Annotated in this window: 20 protein-coding genes; 9 read left to right on the forward strand and 11 right to left on the reverse strand. The window is 37.1% G+C overall.

All coding sequences use genetic code 11. The features are described from left to right. Positions 1 to 3: 3 nt before the first annotated feature. Positions 4 to 1215, reverse strand: a complete 1212-nt coding sequence (locus tag AW165_RS09890; RefSeq protein ID WP_060465714.1) for an alkane 1-monooxygenase — start codon at positions 1213 to 1215, stop codon at positions 4 to 6. Positions 1216 to 1404: 189 nt separating this feature from the next. Here AW165_RS09890 and AW165_RS09895 point away from each other — a divergent pair, with 189 nt between their 5' ends. Further along, positions 1405 to 2349, forward strand: coding sequence for an AraC family transcriptional regulator (locus AW165_RS09895; protein ID WP_025469672.1), 945 nt, complete (start codon positions 1405 to 1407; stop codon positions 2347 to 2349). Between the two features lie 48 nt (positions 2350 to 2397). Here the strand turns inward: AW165_RS09895 and AW165_RS09900 are convergent, their stop codons facing one another. The 3 genes from AW165_RS09900 to AW165_RS09910 all read right to left on the reverse strand — a co-directional run bounded on the left by AW165_RS09900 (position 2398) and on the right by AW165_RS09910 (position 5292). Beyond that, on the reverse strand, positions 2398 to 4263 hold the full coding sequence (locus AW165_RS09900) for a SurA N-terminal domain-containing protein (protein ID WP_039761325.1): 1866 nt from the start codon (positions 4261 to 4263) through the stop codon (positions 2398 to 2400). A gap of 131 nt (positions 4264 to 4394) precedes the next feature. Further along, positions 4395 to 4667, reverse strand: a complete 273-nt coding sequence (locus AW165_RS09905) for an HU family DNA-binding protein (RefSeq protein WP_001043034.1) — start codon at positions 4665 to 4667, stop codon at positions 4395 to 4397. Positions 4668 to 4836: 169 nt separating this feature from the next. Further along, positions 4837 to 5292 (reverse strand): phasin family protein, encoded by a 456-nt coding sequence (locus AW165_RS09910; RefSeq protein ID WP_005069443.1) that lies wholly within the window; start codon positions 5290 to 5292, stop codon positions 4837 to 4839. Positions 5293 to 5500: 208 nt separating this feature from the next. Between AW165_RS09910 and AW165_RS09915 the strand changes: the two genes are divergently transcribed. From AW165_RS09915 to fdx, 8 genes are all read left to right on the forward strand, one after another. Continuing rightward, positions 5501 to 6148 (forward strand): hypothetical protein, encoded by a 648-nt coding sequence (locus AW165_RS09915; RefSeq protein WP_039761169.1) that lies wholly within the window; start codon positions 5501 to 5503, stop codon positions 6146 to 6148. A gap of 109 nt (positions 6149 to 6257) precedes the next feature. Next, a complete protein-coding gene (locus tag AW165_RS09920) occupies positions 6258 to 6731 on the forward strand; it encodes an Rrf2 family transcriptional regulator (RefSeq protein WP_002117915.1) in 474 nt (157 codons plus the stop codon). 1 nt (position 6732) lies between these two features. Beyond that, on the forward strand, positions 6733 to 7950 hold the full coding sequence (locus tag AW165_RS09925) for an IscS subfamily cysteine desulfurase (protein ID WP_060465715.1): 1218 nt from the start codon (positions 6733 to 6735) through the stop codon (positions 7948 to 7950). Positions 7951 to 8016: 66 nt separating this feature from the next. Continuing rightward, the gene (gene iscU, locus AW165_RS09930; protein ID WP_002117907.1) at positions 8017 to 8403 is read left to right on the forward strand and encodes a Fe-S cluster assembly scaffold IscU; all 387 of its coding nucleotides are present in this window, start codon (positions 8017 to 8019) and stop codon (positions 8401 to 8403) included. 30 nt (positions 8404 to 8433) lie between these two features. Beyond that, positions 8434 to 8754, forward strand: coding sequence for an iron-sulfur cluster assembly protein IscA (iscA, locus tag AW165_RS09935; protein ID WP_002117986.1), 321 nt, complete (start codon positions 8434 to 8436; stop codon positions 8752 to 8754). Between the two features lie 90 nt (positions 8755 to 8844). After that, complete coding sequence (hscB, locus tag AW165_RS09940) at positions 8845 to 9363, forward strand: Fe-S protein assembly co-chaperone HscB (protein ID WP_002117921.1); 519 nt, start codon at positions 8845 to 8847, stop codon at positions 9361 to 9363. Positions 9364 to 9400: 37 nt separating this feature from the next. Continuing rightward, the gene (gene hscA, locus AW165_RS09945; protein WP_060465716.1) at positions 9401 to 11260 is read left to right on the forward strand and encodes a Fe-S protein assembly chaperone HscA; all 1860 of its coding nucleotides are present in this window, start codon (positions 9401 to 9403) and stop codon (positions 11258 to 11260) included. 17 nt (positions 11261 to 11277) lie between these two features. Then, a complete protein-coding gene (fdx, locus tag AW165_RS09950; RefSeq protein WP_002117947.1) occupies positions 11278 to 11616 on the forward strand; it encodes an ISC system 2Fe-2S type ferredoxin in 339 nt (112 codons plus the stop codon). Positions 11617 to 11671: 55 nt separating this feature from the next. On the opposite strand, the gene AW165_RS09955 is transcribed toward fdx, so the two are convergent. The 7 genes from AW165_RS09955 to rraA form a co-directional block, all read right to left on the reverse strand. Further along, on the reverse strand, positions 11672 to 13138 hold the full coding sequence (locus AW165_RS09955) for an adenylate/guanylate cyclase domain-containing protein (RefSeq protein ID WP_060465717.1): 1467 nt from the start codon (positions 13136 to 13138) through the stop codon (positions 11672 to 11674). Between the two features lie 56 nt (positions 13139 to 13194). Further along, positions 13195 to 13629, reverse strand: coding sequence for an HIT domain-containing protein (locus AW165_RS09960; RefSeq protein WP_002117900.1), 435 nt, complete (start codon positions 13627 to 13629; stop codon positions 13195 to 13197). Positions 13630 to 13830: 201 nt separating this feature from the next. Next, complete coding sequence (mfd, locus tag AW165_RS09965; RefSeq protein WP_060465718.1) at positions 13831 to 17292, reverse strand: transcription-repair coupling factor; 3462 nt, start codon at positions 17290 to 17292, stop codon at positions 13831 to 13833. Between the two features lie 134 nt (positions 17293 to 17426). Further along, entirely contained in the window at positions 17427 to 17783 is a 357-nt protein-coding gene (locus AW165_RS09970; RefSeq protein ID WP_060465719.1) for a hypothetical protein, read from the reverse strand. An 81-nt stretch (positions 17784 to 17864) separates the two neighbouring features. Then, a complete protein-coding gene (locus AW165_RS09975; protein ID WP_025466564.1) occupies positions 17865 to 18797 on the reverse strand; it encodes a Dyp-type peroxidase in 933 nt (310 codons plus the stop codon). A gap of 141 nt (positions 18798 to 18938) precedes the next feature. Further along, positions 18939 to 19718, reverse strand: coding sequence for a glutathione S-transferase N-terminal domain-containing protein (locus tag AW165_RS09980; protein WP_002117989.1), 780 nt, complete (start codon positions 19716 to 19718; stop codon positions 18939 to 18941). 24 nt (positions 19719 to 19742) lie between these two features. Next, entirely contained in the window at positions 19743 to 20249 is a 507-nt protein-coding gene (gene rraA / locus AW165_RS09985) for a ribonuclease E activity regulator RraA (protein WP_060465720.1), read from the reverse strand. Positions 20250 to 20253 lie beyond the last annotated feature (4 nt).

Genomic DNA, 20253 nt, shown 5'->3' on the forward strand with positions numbered 1-20253 from the left:
TTTTTATGCTTCTAATGATTTATCTACTGCACCAAATTTTTTGAAGATTTTTGCACGTCGTTTTGGTGAAATATTCGCTTTGTTCAAATCACCTTTATAGTGATCAAAAACTCGCTTATCCATTATTTTGAACCACAACGAAGGAATTAACGCAGGTAATAACATACTTGCATAACCACTTGGTAATTCTGGCGCCTCATCAAAATGACGTAATGCTTGGAATGGACGAGTCGGATAAGCATGATGATCTGAGTGACGCTGCAACTGGTACAGAAATAAGTTTGTTACTACGTTGTTATTGTTCCAGCTATGCTCTGGCATTGTGCGCTCATATTGACCATTTTCTTTTTTCTGACGCAGTAAGCCATAATGTTCAATATAGTTAATAATTTCAAAAAGACTAATGCCATAAAATGCTTGTGTCGCTAAATATGGAATTGGACTTTTACCAAAAATTCCCACCATAGAAGCATGGAAAGCAGCGCTCATTCCCCAGCCTTGTAATAATTCATTATCTGCTGACCAGAACTCTTTTCCTTTACGTTTTAAACGATTTTTCTCGATTTCAATTGCAGACTTAAAAGAACCTACAACTGTACGTGGCCAGAACTCATAAAATGTTTCGCCCATACGTGAAGAAGCTGGATCTTCAGGAGTTGCTGCACGTTTATGGTGTCCATAAGGATGTTCGATACGGAAATGGTTATAACCTGTAGGAACTAAAGCAAGATGAGATAAAATATGATCAATACGATCATGCTTATGACTTAATTCATGGGCTGTATTAATCGCAATACCATTAATCGCCCCCATTGAAACACCAAGTAAAATTTTATCAATGAATGACGTGGTCTTACGGCTTGTTAAATAACATGCATAAACATTTGCAGCATACTGCAAAGGAATAAAACTTTTCACAAGACGTGAATAATATGGATCTTTTTCTAAAAGCTTAATTTCTTCATCAGTCGGATTACGTGCATCCTTCCCAATAACAGTATCAATTGCAGGGATCACAACATGTAATAAAAGTGGACCACCTAAAGCGAAAACTTTTTTTAATGGGCGTGGACCAAAATGGTAACCAGCTAAAATACCTAAGCCAATTACAGGTAGAGCTGGACTAATCATCCATAAATAGCGCTTACGATCTATCTCACGCATAGACGCTGGCACTGGCATAAGTTCGTGCTGAACATTTACTGGTGCATTCATAGTCATATTTCCTTTTTCTATATATCTATATAGTTAAAGAAATAGTACTTACTTAACAGTAGTAACCGTCCAAAAAACCTATTTCAAAGTCTTTGGCATTTTCTTCCACTTTTTTGTCCTAAAAACACATGTTGATCTATTCTTATAGCTCACTATAATTTTATTAAAATAATGATTGATCATTTAAAGATGGATGCACTAAGTAAATTTTTTGATGATATTCACCTTAATAAGTCTGAATACATTTATTTAAAAGCACAAGGAGAATGGGCTTTTAAAACACAAGATCAATCTGCTTTACTTGCCTATATTGTTTTAACTGGTTCAGTATATATTCAACTTAATGCGTCAGAAAAAATAATTGCGACAGCTGGTGATATTATTTTAATTCCTTCTGGAAAGGCACATAATGCCACCGACTCAAAATCAACAGCAACTAAATTAGTAGATTCATTAGATATTACTTCGCTTTTTAACGGTCATAGACAAGACGCAATTGAATTTGGTACCTCCTCTCCTAATAAAACCTTATTACTGTGTTTGCGCTGTCAGATTGATACTCATATGGCAGGCCCTTTGATTAATGCATTGCCTTCGATCATGCATATTCAACACGAAAATCAAACCAACCCACCAGAATGGCTACAAATTGGGCTTTATTTTTTAGCAATTGAAACTCAAAAAATCAGGCCGGGACATGACAAAATTATTGATCATTTGGTCAGTATTCTTCTCATTGAGTGCATCCGTGATCACGTTCAACAAATGACAGATCAACAAAACTGGCTAAGTGCGTTAACCCATCCTGAATTAAGTAATGCCCTATCTGCTATTCACAGCCAACCAGAAGTCGCTTGGACAGTTGAGTCTTTAGCAGAACAATGCTGTATGTCACGGTCCAAATTCGCAAATCTATTTAATAGTATTATTGGGGAACCACCTCTAACTTATTTGCAACATTACCGTTTTCGTTTAGCAAGTCAGTACTTACGCACAAGTAATTTTTCAATTCAGCAAATATCAAACAAAGTCGGCTATTCATCCGAGACTGCTTTTAGTCAGGCCTTTAAAAGAATTTTTGATTTATCACCTAAACAATATCGACAGCAATATATCGAACATCATCTCGATTAATAGAAAATAAAAAAAGCGCCGAAGCGCTTTTTTTATTTGATCAAATTATTATTTAATTTTTGCATGTGATTTTAAATATTGGCTGTAATCTTCCAATATTTGTTGACCACGAGATTGACGATAAAGTTGTTTTAGCTGTTGTAATTGATCAGCAGGAATAGCATTAGCGGCTGATGAATTTACATTTGAAACTGCAACGACTACCAGTTCATTTGGTAAGTTTGCTGTTGTAACAGACCACATACCTGGTTTAGGGGTAGCTAAACTAAATGCTGCACGTTCAATTTCACGCTTTAAACCCTGTGAACGACTAAATACGCCAGCTGATTCAAATGCGACTTTATTTTTAGCAACTACTTGTTCTGCTGGTTGAGTTTTAAACTCAGTCAACATGGTAGCAATTTTTGCTTGGGCTGCTTTACGCGCTTTTGCATCGATAACTTTGGCTTTTGCTTCATTCATCGCTTGCGCTAATGGTTTTACACCAGCTGCGTGGTAATCACGCACTTTAACCCATACCGTATCACCACTTGCTAATTGAATATTAGATGATGCATTACGGTCACCATTTTTCACATCATCATTAAATAACTTAATTTTGACACTTGGATCACTTAAATATGGGTTTTGAGTTGCTAAAGTTACACCATTCAATGATTCAACCTTTGCACCTTTTACTTCTTGTACAACAGCTTCTAAAGAATCATTACCAACAATTGTTTCATTCAAACTGTTTACGGCATCTGAATAAACAGTAGCAACTTTATTCTTTTCAACCTCAGCCGTTAAACGCGCTTTCTCAGCTTCAAATGAAGGGATCTGATTAGCTTGGGTTTCTGCTTCAATAATATGATAACCATATTGTGTTTTTACTGGCTGCGAAACTTGTCCATTTTTCAAACTTAAAACAGTTTTATCAAATGCATCCGAGAAAACACCTGGAGCATATGCTTCAACTAAACCACCTTTTGCTTTTGAACTAGGATCTTCAGAAAACTGCGATGCAGCTTGTGCAAACGAAAGACCACCCTGAATTTTCGCATAAACTTCTTTTGCAAGTTTTTGAGCAGCTGCGTCATCACGAGCATCAGTAGTAATTAAAATATGCTTTACAGTTCGTTTAGCATCTTTTTTCTGAGTTTCAACAAACTTTGCATAAGCTTGCTGAAGTTCAGCTTCAGTTGCAGGAGCTGGTTTAGCCATCATTGATGGAGATAAGACAACATAATCAACATCAACCGAAGCCTGTTGCTTAAATTCATTTTGATGCTTGTTATAGTAATCTGTAGCTTCTTGATTAGATGCAGTTAAACCTGTTTTGTAAGCATCTAATTTAATACTAGCTAAATGTAACGTACGTTGTTCAGTTTGCAAATTCGCAATTTGCATTAGATCAACTTTGCTTACTAAAGAGTAATCAGCAAAGGTTGACGTTAACATTTTCAAAGCATGATCTTGACGTAGGCTTGCTATTAAACCCTGACTCGTCATGCCAATAGAACGTAAGTAATTTTCATAGAGTTTTTGTGAGAATTGACCATTCTCTTGCAAACTAGGCTGCTGAGCTAACATTTGCTCAATTTGAGCATCACTCAAAGAGATACCTAATTTTTCTGCTTGCTGTATTAATAGATTACGTGACACCAAAATATCGAGTGCCTTAGCCTGAATGACAGGCAAATTAAGTAAACTTTCATCCCCTTTAACAGCAGCTAAATATTGTTCTTTGTAAGACTGAGTTAAAGTTTCAAGGTCTTTTTTAGATATTTCTTGGCCATTTACTGTCTTAGCAACATCAGCCTTGTTTCCCCTATTAAAATATCCTTCAATACCTACAAGTGCTAAAGGGGTCAAAAACAAAATTAGAAGGACTTTGCCGAGCCAACCCTTAATGACTGTACGAAACGATTCCATAAGTATTCCAATATTTTATTTCGAGGAGAATTTTAACTGAAAAACCACAATCAATGAATGAGCAATATTGGTCAATTCAGATATTTAATAAAAAACGCGCCTATATTGGCGCGTTTATTCATCTTAAAAGATTAAGCTACTGAATCTTTAAGACCTTTACCAGCTTTAAAGCTAGGTACTTTTGTTGCTTTAATTTGAAGCTCTTCACCAGTTTTAGGGTTACGACCAGTGCGTGCAGCACGTTCTTTAACACTGAAAGTACCAAAACCAACTAAAGTTACTGTGTCACCTTTTTTAAGTGCTTCAGTAATTGACGCAATTGTCGCATCGAGTGCCTTGCCTGCATCAGTCTTAGATACTCCCCCTTTTTCAGCAATTGCATCGATTAATTCTGATTTATTCATGAATAAAACATCCTCTTAATATCGTTTGTTTAAGGTCCAAGGCTATAGTTTAAAAGGCCATGACGCCTTTATAGCAATGCTTTAGGGGAAAACGCAATACTAGAGCAGGGCTTTTAGCAAAAATAAATGCTAAAAAACTGTTATATATTTGCTAAATCCCAACATTTTTTTACTTTTTATTCAATTTTGCTTTCAACTGTTGATTTTCTTCTATTAAAGCATCCACCTTAATATGCAGTTGTACGAGCAGCTGTTCGATGTGTTGCAAATCCTTTGGTGTCACCAATCCAATACGGTTTAAAGAGTGATTAACACTCGTATCAAGAATCTTTTCTACTCTGTCTTTTGTTTCAGATACAGATTCTTTTGCTTTTTCTGTGACTTTGCCAACAGTATTGTCTGCCAAGTCTCCAGTTTTTGATTCTAGCTCCTCACCCACTTTAACCAAAGAATCAAAGAGCTTATTTCCCTCTTCTTCCGCACGTGAAAAAGCACCAAGTCCTGCTAGCCAAATTTGCTTAGTATACTTCCTAAAATCTAAAGCTGATTTTCTTGAACTTTTTGATTTTAATTTATTTTTTTCTTCCGACTCTTCTATCTGGGTATCTGTATTTGCATTATCCATTAATCTAAACTCCTAATCAGATGAGAGAAATGATGACTGATTTGACCACAAAATATTTCTATAATAACAAAGTAAAGACTTGATCCATTTACAAAACTGTTCTACAAAGCAAATAAGTCATGTAAATATATTTAACACGACATTGTGTTAAGTTTGGGATAGGATGTCCCATTCTTCGGTTAATTGCTATTTCTAAGGATAAACTTTTATGAGTGAAACGCAACAAAGACAAAAACATCCGCGTCTGTTGCTGAATATTGTTCTAATTATTTTAGAAACTTTTTTTTCATTTATTCTCACCCACGATGGTGCCCTTCGCTTGCAAGCGAAAAAGTTTATTTTGAACAAAACAACGATTCGTATTAATAGCTATTTACCTTTCTTTGACTTCTATGTTCAATTTACAGAAAAAGGTTTGTTATTCGATATTCATTCTTTTGATAGACATATTGATCTTGAGATCAATAGTACGCTTATCGATTTAATTAAAATTTTTGGTTTTTCTAACCAACGCAGTCTTAAAAATATGCGTATTGATGGTGATGAGGAAACGAAAAAGGAACTTCTAGATTTAATTTCTCATTTAACTCTTCCAAAATTGCTAGTTGACTGGAAACAGTGGTTTAACACTTCAGATGATGAAGCTGAAACCCTTGCTTCACGTAAACGGATCGCTCCATTACTTGAGAAAATTGATCAACAAAGATCAGAGATCAACTCCCTTCACGTGGAAATTAAACAATATCAAAATCGAATTACTCGCTTACAACGACGTCAACGAAATATTAACTTCTCCTTTGGTATAATTAGCCTAATATTTATTGTTTATTTCATATATAATTTCTGGGTTGCCTAATTTATTTTTCTATTTTGTTCCTACACTTGAATTAAAAATAAAAAAACTTGACTATTTTAGTCGGGATTCATAAAATCCTATTATCTAGTCTTAACATGTGTATCGAATCATGCGCCTTACAACTCGCGGTCGCTACGCAGTGACTGCTCTACTTGATTTAGCTTTGCAGCCAACTGAACAAACGATCACGCTCGCCGAAATTGCCGCACGCCAATCCATTTCAGTTGCTTATTTAGAACAGTTATTCGCAAAACTTAAGCGTCATGGGTTAGTTTCTAGTGTTCGTGGTGCAAATGGTGGTTACCATTTGGCTCGAAATGCTGATGAAATTACTGTGTTAGAAATTATTGAAGCTGTAAATGAAACGGTTGATGCAACACGTTGTGACCATAAAGGTAACTGCCAAAATGGTGCAATGTGTCTCACTCATGATTTATGGCAAGAACTCTCTCATCATATTGCCGACTATTTAGCAAAAATCTCTCTTGCCGACCTCATTAGCCGAGACAACGTTCAAACTGTTGCATTACGCCAAAATGTGACTGGCACAGATTCAGCTCTTTTATCGGGTACAGGTATTTGATATGAAACGTCCAATTTATCTTGATTACGCAGCAACCACTCCAGTAGATCCGCAAGTTGCAGAACGTATGATGGAGTGTTTAACTTTCGACGGTACCTTTGGTAATGCTGCGTCTCGTTCCCACGCTTATGGCTGGCAGGCAGAAGAAAAAGTTGAATATGCACGTGAGCAAGTAGCAAATTTAATTAAAGCTGATCCACGTGAAATCGTTTGGACTTCTGGTGCAACTGAATCAGATAACCTTGCCCTTAAAGGTGTAGCTCAATTCTATGCATCTAAAGGCAAACATATCATTACAAGTAAAATTGAACACAAAGCTGTTCTAGATCCTTGTCGTGAATTAGAAGAACAAGGCTTTGAAATTACTTATTTAGAGCCAGAACCACAAACAGGTTTAATCACTCCTGAAATGGTTAAGGCTGCCCTTCGCCCAGATACTATTCTTGTTTCTCTTATGATGGTAAACAATGAAATTGGTACAGTTACAGATGTAGCAGCGATTGGTGAATTAACACGTGCCAATAAAACATTTTTCCACGTAGATGCAGCACAAGCAGCTGGTAAAGTTGATATCGACTTATCTACGATGAAAATTGACCTTATGAGTTTCTCTGCTCATAAAATTTATGGTCCAAAAGGTATCGGCGCATTATATGTACGTCGTAACCCGCGTATTCGTCTAAAAGCACAAATTCATGGTGGTGGTCATGAGCGTGGTATGCGTTCTGGTACTTTGGCTACTCACCAAATCGTTGGTATGGGTGAAGCTTTTGAAATTGCAGGCAAAACAATGCATGCAGAACAAGAGCGTCTCCGTAAACTTCGTGACAAACTTTGGAACGGTTTACAAGACCTTGAACAAGTGTTCTTAAATGGTCACCCAACTCAAAACGTTGCAAACTATTTAAACGTTAGCTTCAACTTTGTTGAAGGTGAATCTTTAATGATGTCGCTTAAAGATGCTGCAGTATCAAGTGGTTCTGCTTGTACTTCTGCAACTTTAGAGCCTTCATATGTTCTTCGCGCATTAGGTTTATCTGATGAGCTAGCACACAGCTCAATCCGCTTTAGTTTTGGTAAATACACAACTGAAGAAGACATTGACCACGTGCTTACAATTACCAAAGCCGCTGTTGAGAAATTACGTGAACTTTCTCCGCTTTGGGATATGTACAAAGAAGGTATCGATCTTTCTACAGTTGAATGGGCAGAACACTAATTATTGAAATTAGTGTTTTAACCCTCATATTAATATTAGGCTGACCCCGAGGTTTGGAGAAGCGAAATGGCTTATAGCGAAAAGGTAATTGATCATTACGAAAACCCACGTAATGTTGGTGTTTTAGATAAAAACTCTGAAAATGTTGGTACAGGCATGGTGGGTGCACCTGCATGTGGCGACGTGATGCGTTTGCAAATTCAGGTAAATGATAGTGGTGTGATTGAAGAAGCACGCTTCAAAACTTATGGCTGTGGTTCTGCAATTGCATCAAGCTCACTTGTAACTGAATGGTTAAAAGGTAAGACTCTTGATGAAGCTCAAGCGATCAAAAATATTGATATCGCAACTGAGCTTGCTCTTCCTCCAGTAAAAGTTCACTGCTCTGTACTAGCCGAAGATGCAATTAAAGCTGCGATTGATGATTACCGCAGTAAAAAATCTAAAGCTTAATTTGTTACCATTGTAAACGTTGGAGTTTTCATGATTCATTTAACTGAAAATGCTGCGACTCATATTAGCAATTACCTTAAAAATCGAGGTAAGGGTGAAGGCATTCGCGTGGGTGTGAAAACTTCTGGTTGTTCTGGGTTGGCTTATGTTCTCGAATTTGTTGATTCTGTCGATGAACATGACCAAGTTTTCGAACAATTTGGCGTTAAGGTTTTTGTAGATCCAAAAAGTCTTGTCTATTTAGAAGGCTTAGAAATGGACTACGTAAAGAATGGCCTTAACGAAGGGTTCGAATTTAACAATCCCAATAAAAAAGGTGAATGTGGTTGCGGTGAGTCTTTCACTGTATAACTCCCTCTTCTCCTTCCATCCTTTTCATTAAAACAGTGACTTTTTATAGCACTGTTTTAATGTATTTAATTAACGTGGACCTCCTTTCTAATGAATCATTTTGAGTTGTTCAATTTACCCGTAGAACTCGATATCGATTTGGCGAGCTTAAAATCTAGTTTCTTAAGTTTGCAACAGCAATATCACCCAGATAAAGCAGAAGATAAAGATCAGGCATTGATCAAATCAAGTGAAATCAATCAAGCTTTTAAAGTACTTTCGCAAGTAGATAGCCGCGCTGCTTATCTATTAGCGTTAAAAAAGCAAGATCATCACCTTGATCAATCCATTAGTGATTTTGAGTTCCTACAATCAGCTCTAGAACTTCGTGAGCAACTTGATGAAGCAACTTCACAAGAGCATTTAAGTACTCTTAAGCAAGAAGTTTTTCAGTGGATTGATGGCTTAGTTCGCGAATTTAAAATTGACTACTCAGATGAAGATTGGGGCGAAGCTCGAGATACTGTACGTAAATTACGTTTCTTTCAGCGCGTTCTTAACGATATTGAAAAAGCAGAAGATCAACTGTTGGATGATGAAGACAACTTTGATTTAGACGATGATTTTTAATTTGCTTTTTCCAATTTATATTCAAAGGATTTAACTCATGGCACTTTTGCAAATTGCTGAACCGGGTCAATCCAGTGCCCCACATAAACACCGCATTGCGATTGGTATCGACCTAGGAACAACACATTCTTTAGTTGCGACAGTGTTATCAGGCAAACCAAAAGTCCTTAACGACGAAAAAGAAAGACGACTTCTTCCTTCTATTGTGCATTATGGAAATGATGTCACTCATTATGGTGAAGAAGCAAAACCTTTCATTATTGCTGATCCAAAAAATACAATTGTTTCTGTAAAGCGTTTTATGGGACGCTCAAAAGCAGATATCAAATTTCAACACCCATATGAATTAGTGGGTTCTGAAAATGAGATGCCAGCTTTCGAGACACGTTCTGGTCGTAAAACGCCTGTTGAAATTTCAGCTGAAATTTTAAAACAACTAAAAGAGCGTGCTGAATCTAGCTTACAAAACCCAGTAAATGGAGCCGTAATTACTGTTCCAGCTTATTTTGATGAAGCACAACGTCAAGCAACACGCGATGCTGCACAGCTGGCTGGGTTGAATGTACTACGTCTTTTAAATGAGCCAACTGCTGCTGCTGTGGCTTATGGTTTAGATCAAGAAACCAATTTAGCTACAGATCATAACTATGTGATTTATGACCTAGGTGGTGGTACTTTCGACGTATCAATCCTACGTTTTTCACAAGGTGTCTTTGAAGTATTAGCTACAGGTGGTCATACTGCTTTAGGCGGTGATGATTTAGATCGTCTCATTGTTAAGTGGGCTAAAAAACAATTAAATATTGATACGCTAAGTGATGAAAATTATGCAGTATTTATTGTTGCTGCTCGCCAAGCAAAAGAACAACTCTCTACACAAGAATCTGTTCAGTTAAAACTACTTGAAAATGTACTAACACTTGATCGTTCAACCTTTGAGAGCATTATTCAAGTTGCTTTAGACAAAACAATCAGTGTTTGCAAACGTGTTTTACGTGATGCAAAACTTGAATTATCAGATATTCAAAATGTGGTTTTAGTAGGTGGCTCTACCCGTTCGTATGCTGTTCAGCAAGCAGTTCGCAATGTATTTAACCAAAAACCACTTTGCACGATTAATCCTGATGAAGTAGTAGCGATTGGTGCTTCTATCACAGCCAATCAATTAATTGGAAACAGCCAAGACGGCTCACTACTTTTAGATGTTACTCCTCTTTCTCTTGGCTTAGAAACCATGGGTGGATTAGTAGAGCGTCTTATTTCTCGTAATACGGCTATTCCGGTTGCTCGCCGCCAAGAGTTTACTACTTATCAAGATGGCCAAACTGCCATGCTGATTCATGTAGTTCAAGGTGAAAGAGATTTAGTCGAACACTGTCGATCGTTAGGAAGATTCATTCTTCATGGCATTCCCCCAATGACTGCTGGTCAAGCACGTATTGAAGTTACCTTTCAGGTAGATGCAGACGGCTTGCTTACTGTTTCAGCTCGTGAAACAACTTCAGGTGTACAAGCTCAAATTGATATTAAACCATCTTATGGTTTATCAGAGTCTGACACTGAACGCTTGCTAATTGAAGGTTTCCAACACGCAGAAGAAGACAAAAATCTGCGTCATTTAAAAGAAACCAAAGTTGAGGCCCAACGCGAGCTTGAAGCATTAGAACAAGCTTTGAAAGTGGATGCTGATTTACTCAATAATGAACAGCTCGAAGCACTTAAAGCCGCTGAAAACTCGCTTAAAGTACAACTTGAAGGCAATGATATTCAAGCAATTGAAAAAGCTGTAGAACAACTTAAAGTACATAGTGATGCTTTTGCTGCACTACGTATGAATCGACATATTGACCACGCCTTAAAAGGTACAAAACTTGAAGATTGGTCAAATTCAAACTAAAGGTATAGGTGATCAATATGCCCCGCATTAAAGTACTTCCTCACGCTCAATTTTGTCCTGAAGGTGCAGAATTTGAAGTTGAACAGAATGCAAATCTTTGCCAAAGTTTGCTTGATCGAGGAATTAAAATTGAACACGCATGTGACATGTCATGTGCTTGCACTACCTGTCACGTAGTAGTTCGTAAAGGTTTTGATAGCTTAGAAGAAATGGATGATGTTGAAGCAGATCTTTTAGATCGCGCTTGGGGTCTTGAACCGGATTCTCGCCTTTCATGCCAAGTAAAAGTTGTGGATGAAGATTTAGAAATTGAGATTCCTAAATATACAATTAACCATGCTTCAGAAAATCATTAATCATGTTAATAAAAAAGCTGCTTTTAAAGCAGCTTTTTTTTATATTTTATAAACTCTAAACCTGATCTTGCTGGTCTATTTCTAAAGGTTTAACTTCATCTTCAAGTTTTAACTGTGCAATACCTTGAGTATTTACTAAAGTTTGTTGAACTTTAATTCGTTGAATCATCTTCTCAAGCACTTCTACTAATTCAGGATATTCATAGTTTTGTACTTCTTCTAAATTAAGTACCAAGTGAAAGCCTTTATACTCATAATCGAACCATTGCTGATGATCCGATTTATTGCCTGTATATTTCTCCATCACTTGCCATGTCTTTACGGCACCTTGAATACCTTTTAGATAAATCGGTGTTTTAGGTGCGCACAGGAAATCACTTTTGATTAATTGATAAGTATCATCTGAAATTAAGATTTCATCTATTTCAGCAGCATATTGCAGACGAGCCGCTAAATTCACATCACGACCTACAATCGTATAAGCCATACGATGTGTTGCCCCATAATTTCCTACGTGGCAATAACCAGTACTAATGCCCATTCGGATATGCAATGCTGAGTAACCCATTTTTTTCCAGCGCTCGCGCAACAATTTCATTTGCTGACGCATAGCGATTGCCATTTCTACACAGGCTTTGGCATCTTGCTCCACACCTTGTGAATTCGGATCACCAAAAAATATGAGGATGGCATCACCCATAAATTTATCGACTGTGGCTTCATACTGTTTAGCGATTTCCGTCATATGACTTAAATAATCATTAAGCAAGAATGCTAAATCATCTGGAATTAAAGTTTCTGATAACTCTGTAAAACCCTGAATATCAGAAAAAAACACCGTCATTTTTTTACGCTTATATTCAATCTTTGCTTCAGCCTCACCACGCATAATAGACTGCCACAACTGTAGTGGCGCATAACGGCTTAACTGATTAGCAAAAGCAATATAACGGGTCATTTGATCATAATAATGCTGACGCTGCTGACTGATTTTTTTAACCCAGCGATGCTGATAGTAGTTTCCAATGGTAATAAACATAACCAAGCCAAGAAGTGTAATTACAGTCAACTCTTGGCTAGTAGGCTCAAAATATGTATAAAAACCAAATAAAAAGAAAGTACTTAAATAAAAAATAATCGCGCCTAATAAGCTGGTCAAACAAATGACTGCGAAAGAAATACGACTATTAATTGCTGAATAAAATAATGCAAAGAGTGCAATAAATGTAGGCACCAAATTAAGATGCAGACCTGCTAAGGTAACGGCTACAACAATTGCATCAATTGCAAAGAAAACACTTTTTTGAGTTTTTTTATCGAATTGGTACTGAAGCCAGTGTTCTAACTTCGAACTAATAAAAAGTAGGAATAGGAAAAAAGGTGGAACATAGATCTGATAATTAGTATTAGGTGAGGTAAAAGCATAGATCACTAAAATTAATGACAGAATTGAATATCCCATCAAACGATGAAAATATGCAAACTGCTTAGGCTCTCTATCGATAAACCTCTCTAATTGCACCCTATCCTCCACACCTCAATGTAGCCACATTCACATAAATGTGGCATTGCATTGATTTAGTCCATGCGCCAATCAAATGGCATATCACCTTGACCACGTAACGCAAGCATAAGAGTTTGACGCATATGAGCCAGCACATCATTTGTATAAGGAACCGCAGGTGTCCCCCATACTGGTTTAGGCCATGCAACATCATTCTGATAACGTACCACATGATGGAAATGCAATTGAGGCACCATATTCCCCAAAGCTGCAACATTCATTTTATCAGCACGGAATACGCGAGATAGCTGGCTAGATAACCAACTTGATTCACGTAAAAACTGTTCTTGGTCAGCTTGGCTCAACTCATATAGTTCTGTGATTCCCGGCACACGAGGGATTAAAATCAGCCAAGGGAATTGCATATCATTCATTAAACGACATGTTGAAAGCGGAAAATCGCCTACAAAAAAAGTATCTTGAGCAAGTTGTGGATGCAAACTAAACATATCTTTTATAAATGACAATAAACAATAATGGCTAATACTATCACATCAGTTTTGATGTGAGTATTGCTAGTCTCTGGTTTGATTACAAATAACAATGATTTTATGCACTTATTCTCCCAATAGACCGAGAAATCGTGCATAAAACTCTGTTATCAACACACAAAGGATTTGTATAGAATGAAAATCACTTTAAAACACTATTTAAGCATGTAATTCATTCAATAATTTCGCTAATAAATCATTAATAAATTGGATTCGTTTTTCCTGTTCCTCAAGCTGAACCATAACCTTTAAACGTTGACCACCTTCCATACGATAATAGGTTGGATGCTTTTGCATGAGTTGAATAATACTGATGGCCTGAACAGGTGTATCAGGCGAGAATTCAATATTGCCGCCTTGAGTATTAATATCGATTTTAGTAATACCTAACTGTTCAGCTTTCAGTCGAATTTGGTGAACACTAAATAAGTGTTTAACTGATTGCGGTGGAACCCCAAAACGGTCAATCAGCTCCATACGGATATTGTCGAGCTTTTCTTGGGTATCTGTATTACTAATACGCTTATAGAATAATAAACGCTGATGCACGTCACCTAGATAATCATCTGGAATCAGTGCAGGAATGTGTAAATTAATTTCTGCAGTTAATGATAAAGGCGCATCAAAATTCGGTGTTTTACCTTGCTGAATCGCTTTAGTAGCTTTTTCCAGCATTTCCATATATAGGCTATATCCAATTGCCTGCATTGAGCCACTTTGCTGCTCACCTAAAAGCTCACCTGCGCCTCGAATTTCTAAATCTTCTGTAGCCAGCATAAAACCAGCACCAAGAGTTGAAGCACGTTGAATTGCATCTAGACGTTTTTCAGCATCACCTTTTAAATGCTTTATCGAAGGAACTAATAAATAGGCATAGGCTTGGTGGTGTGAACGTCCTACACGGCCACGTAATTGGTGTAGTTGAGCTAAACCTAGTTTGTCGGCCCTTTCTATCAAAATAGTGTTGGCATTTGGAACATCAATTCCAGTTTCGATAATTGTTGAGCATACCAATACATTGTATTCTTTGTGATAGAACTGTTGCATGACTTGCTCAAGTTCTCTTTCCCTCATTTGTCCGTGTGCAACAGCTACACGAGCTTCAGGGACAAGCACACGAATATTTTCAGCTGCTCTCTCAATCGTATCAACTTCATTGTGCAAGAAATATACTTGGCCACCACGTAGTAACTCACGCAAAATCGCTTCTTTAATAGACGCTTCAGTGTGTTCTTGTACAAAGGTTTTAACAGCTAAACGACGGGCTGGCGGTGTAGCAATGATAGATAAATCACGCATTCCCGAAAAAGCCATATTAAGCGTACGTGGAATTGGTGTAGCTGTAAGTGTTAACATATCTACATCTGCACGTAATGCTTTAATTCGCTCTTTATCACGCACACCAAAACGATGTTCTTCGTCGACTACCATTAACCCTAGATCTTTAAACTGTACATTTTCTTGTAAAAGTTTATGGGTACCCACCACAATATCGACTTTACCTTCAGCAAGATCTTCAATATTTTTCGTATGCGTTTTATTTGAACCAAAGCGTGATAGTACTTCGATACGAACAGGCCAGTCGGCAAAGCGGTCTTTAAAAGATTCATAATGCTGTTGAGCAAGTAATGTCGTCGGTACTAAAACAGCGACCTGTTTGCCATTTTGCACCGCAACAAATGCTGCTCGCATTGCAACTTCTGTTTTACCAAAACCAACATCCCCACAAACAAGTCGATCCATCGGTTTAGCTTGTTGCATATCGTAAAGCGTCGCTTCAATAGCATTGGCTTGATCAAGTGTTTCTTCATACGCAAACCCGCTTGCAAATTGCATATAAAGTGACTGATCGACTTCAAAACCAAAGCCAGGTTTTGACTGACGACGTGCTTGTATATGTAGCAACTCTGCTGCAACATCATGAATTTGTTCTAAAGCTTTACGTTTAGCCTTACTCCACGCGTCAGTTCCAATTTTATGTAATGGTGCTAAATCCGGGTCTCCACCACTATAGCGGCTAATGAGATGCAAGTTAGTCACAGGCACGTAAACTTTTGCCTCTTCAGCATAGTCTAGTTGCAAGAATTCATAATCTTGCCCTTCAATTGCCAAAGTAATTAATCCAGCATAACGCCCTACACCATGGTCAATATGAACAACAGGAGCACCTATGCTTAATTCGGTCAAACTACGAATTAGGAATTCTTCTGAAACTTCTTGCTGACGTTTACGACGACGTTGGACTACCCGATGCTCATATAACTGATTTTCTGAAATAACAGACAATTGATCGGTTAAAAGCAACCCACGGTCTAATGGCGCATTCGTAATAGCAATCGCAAACTGACTTTTCTGGAATTGCTCAAAACTATCTACACTAGGAATATCTCCCAGACTGGCACGCAAACCATCTCTTAAACTTTCTCGTCGACCAGCACTTTCTGCAACCAATAAAACAGGATGATTTGCTTCATCAATATATTTTTTAACTACCGCAAATGGTTTTTCTTTTTTCGGGTCAACTGGCAACTTAGGTGGTTGCTCAACCTTAAGATTTAGAGCCCCAGCTTTTTCTTCAACTGCTTCAGCGCTTACAAGCATACGCGGGAACTGATTTAAAGCACTTAGTAAGTTATTTGGTGCAATAAATAACTCATCAGGTGGGAGAATTGGCTGGTCTGCGTTATGGCGTCTATCTTCATAGCGACGGAAAACTTCTTTCCAAAAACTGGTTAAATCAGCATCTACATCATTAGTTGTAATTACAATGCAATTCTTTGGAAAGTACGTTGTAAGTGCACTTTGAGATTGCATGTAAGTTTTATCAAAAAATAACGGTAAATAAAACTCAATTCCCGGAGATGCGATTCCATCAAGAACATCTTGGTAAATTGGGTTTTTCTTAGGATTTGCGGTCGGAAAAAGTTCAGAATAACGATCTCTGAAAATGGAACGAGCCTCTTTTAATGGGAACTCTTTCGCGGGAAGAACTGTAAAACTTTTTAAAGTAGTTGTTGTTCTTTGCGTTTCTGGATCAAAGAATTTTAAAGTATCAATTTCATCATCAAACAGGTCAATACGGATAGGTGCATCCTGACCAGATGCAAAAATATCCATAATGCTGCCACGTACAGCAAACTCACCATGGTCGTAAACTGTATCTACTAAATGATACCCAGCTTGTACTAAACGTAGCTTCTGTTGTTCTAAATCAAATTTTTGCCCCACACGTATATCAAAATGCTCACCTAAAACCCAAGAATATGGTGCAACTCTTTGAGCTAAAGTGCTTGCTGAAACGAGCAATACACCTTTTTGCGGCATATTGGATAAAATCGCGAGCCGTTCTGAAACAATATCTTGATGGGGTGACAAGCGGTCATACGGCAAAATTTCCCAATCAGGGAAAATTGTCGGTTTTATGCCATAAAATTCAAGTTCACTTTCTAACTGAGCAACATGTTGATTATTTCGAGCGACTACAACAAGCAAAGATGAATGCTGAACGGCAATTTCTTTGAATAATAATGCAGCAGACGAACCTAATAACGACCCTACCCAACGCTTTTCACCGACTTTGAGCTGTTGTAAATTCAATTGAGAGATTTCTTGTTGAAACATGTATATGGCTTTTATCAGCTAAGAAGATATGAGCTCAATAGTAGCATGATGTTTTTAGTGAAATGAGTTATTTTTTTGAAAATCAAACTACTAGTTGGCCCTACTTTTTATATTTTTTAATCAATCAACTATGATTATTTATCACGCAAAAACAAAACATAATATTGATTTAAAATTTGTATAATCGCTTTAAGTTGAAGTAGCTTTTCTTGATTATTTTCCAATCTTGCAACATAACGCTGTGTTGCGATTTCTAGATCAATCTTTTCATTAATTTGTGGCGTAATTTGAAATAACTTTTGAAGATTATCAAAATTCTGTAATTTACGGTTTGAGAAATATTCAAGATGCTCTGACCACTTTTGATTAATCACTACATCATTAATGATAGGCCCACGTTCAGAATCAAATTTTAATTGATTCTCTTGCAAGTAAATTTGTTCAGGTGTCTCTTTCGAGCCTTGAAAAAGCTGTGTTATCTTTTTAAACATTTCATCACATCATATTTATTTCAATTTAAATAATGGAAGTAACCTAGTCACTCCCATCATTTGAGTCTTCTAAATTAAAGATTATTCATCGCCTAAATCATCAAGAAAATCTACAGTCGGTACAAAAAATAAAGTACCTGTTTGAGCAGTACTAAAGTCAAGTAACCGATCTAGGTTACCATGCTCATTGCCTAAAAACATGTTTTCAAGCATTTGTCGGGTTGTACTAAATTTACGCGAGTAACCAATAAAGAATGTGCCATATTCATTTCTAGACGGATTTGAAAAAGGCATATTAGCTCGCATAATTTTAAGCTCATTACCTTCTGCATCATGAGCTTTACTAACGACATTATGAGCAGTTAAAGGTTTTTCATCATCGCCGAGCTCAACATCATTGAACTTTTTTCGGCCGATCACTTTTTCTTGCTCTTCGTCAGTTAATGAACGCCATTTGTCCATATCATGTGTATATTTTTGGATAAAAGCATAACTTCCCCCGATAAAGTCAGGGTCTTCATCGCCTACTAATGCCCACTGTGCTGCAATAACAGGTTCAGGATTCTCTGTTCCATCCACAAAGCCAATAATTGCACGACCGTCAAAATAACGAAAACCATGAACTTCATCAATTGGATACGTTACTTTACCAAGCTGTTGATTAATTATATTACCCAGCTCGTAACATAAAGTCTGACGATCAGCACGTATATGAAAAAATAAATCACCCGGAGTTGAGACAGCCGTGTATTTCGGACCTCTAATTTCTTGAAATGGTTGTAACTCTTGAGGCTTGGATTGCTCTGGAAATAATATATCCCATGCATTTGAGCTAAAACCTAAAGTAGCATTAAATTTACTATCTGGATAACGATTAAAGAGACTTCTGGTTAGTGCTGAAAAATTAGCAGCAAAATCTTTTACTTTTTCTATTACAGAATCACCTTGAGCTAGTCCCAATACAATAAATAATGCATTTTCACCAGGAGCACTCGTTACAGGTTGAATTCTCATACATTCCATAAAATATGCCTTTTTAGGTATTTAAGCTTATTAATTTAGCATACTCATATTTTTTTCATACAACCTGTTAAGAAATCTGATGTTGATAAGAGTTTAAGAAAACGCCTAAACTCTTACTCAGATTAAGCTTAATCAACGTCCATATTGCTTTTTTAAATACTTTACGATTTGAGCCGACTCAAACATCTTCACTCCCGTATTTGGGTCTACTAAGTATGGTACTTGCATTTTACCTTGCATAATCGGCAACAGCTTTTCTCTTTTTCCGCCTTCTAAAGGTATGTATTTACCAGGTTTTAAGCGAAGAATAGCAGGTCCCATATCTTGCCATCTCTCTTTTGCCACATTATGCAAAATATATGGTAGCTCAAGTTCAGAGAGTAGACTTCTTACAATTCGTGAATACGGACTTGCTTCAAAACTCCATAACTCAAGTTTTTGTTCAGGTGCAGCTCTATCAACAATTTTTTTATTTATCCATATTCCACGAGCTCCATTTAATATAGTTCCTGCAACTGCAACATAAGGCATGTTTGGGTAACTCGAAAATTTCTGCGGTGTTTTCCCTGTCTTACCATAATGTTTAAATAAATGATGAATAATATCCTGTGATTCATATAGCTGATCGCCAGTATTTTCATCAATTAAAAAAGGAAACTGTAATTTGCCGCCTTTTTCTTTTACCACTGAACGATACTTTGTTCCGCCTTTAGGACATGGATAAATTTCAACATCCAGATTCAAAAGTGTAATCACTTCACGAACGCGACGACAAAATGGTGAACCTTCAAATTCATATAGTTTCAAAGCCTTTACAGGCTGTTGTGGAAATGCTGTTCCTGAAACACCTCTACCACCTTCAGCAATTGCAGATACAACTGCTTGAAGTACTTTAATTTGATGAATCACCATCGTGCCTTCCTTTATATTAGAGAATTAGACTAATTTTTCTTTTGCTATCACAATCCCATTATTATCAGCATAGATAAAATCACCAGATTGAATTGTGACTCCACCAAAATACAAATTAATATCTACCTCACCAATGCCCTTACGATTACTTTTTTGCGGAATTGCAGCCAATGCATGTACTCCCAAATCTAAGGTCGCAATTGCATCAACATCTCGTACACAACCGTAAATCACTACACCATTCCAGTTGTTTTTAACTGCTGACTCAGCAATCAAATCACCCATAAGTGCACAGCGCATAGATGCACCACCATCAACAACTAATACTTTACCTGTACCATCTGTTGCCAATAACTCTTTTACACGTGAGTTATCTTCAAAGCACTTTACTGTTACAACCTGCCCCCCAAAAGTTTTACGTGCTCCATAACTTTGAAAGAACTTGCCATCCATTGATGGGATTACAACCTGTAAGTCTTTTTCAGGGTTATCATCTAATAAATCACATGTTACAAATGGTACTGTTGACACTTTA

This window comes from Acinetobacter sp. LMB-5 (assembly GCF_001541635.1).
GTDB lineage: Bacteria > Pseudomonadota > Gammaproteobacteria > Pseudomonadales > Moraxellaceae > Acinetobacter > Acinetobacter pittii.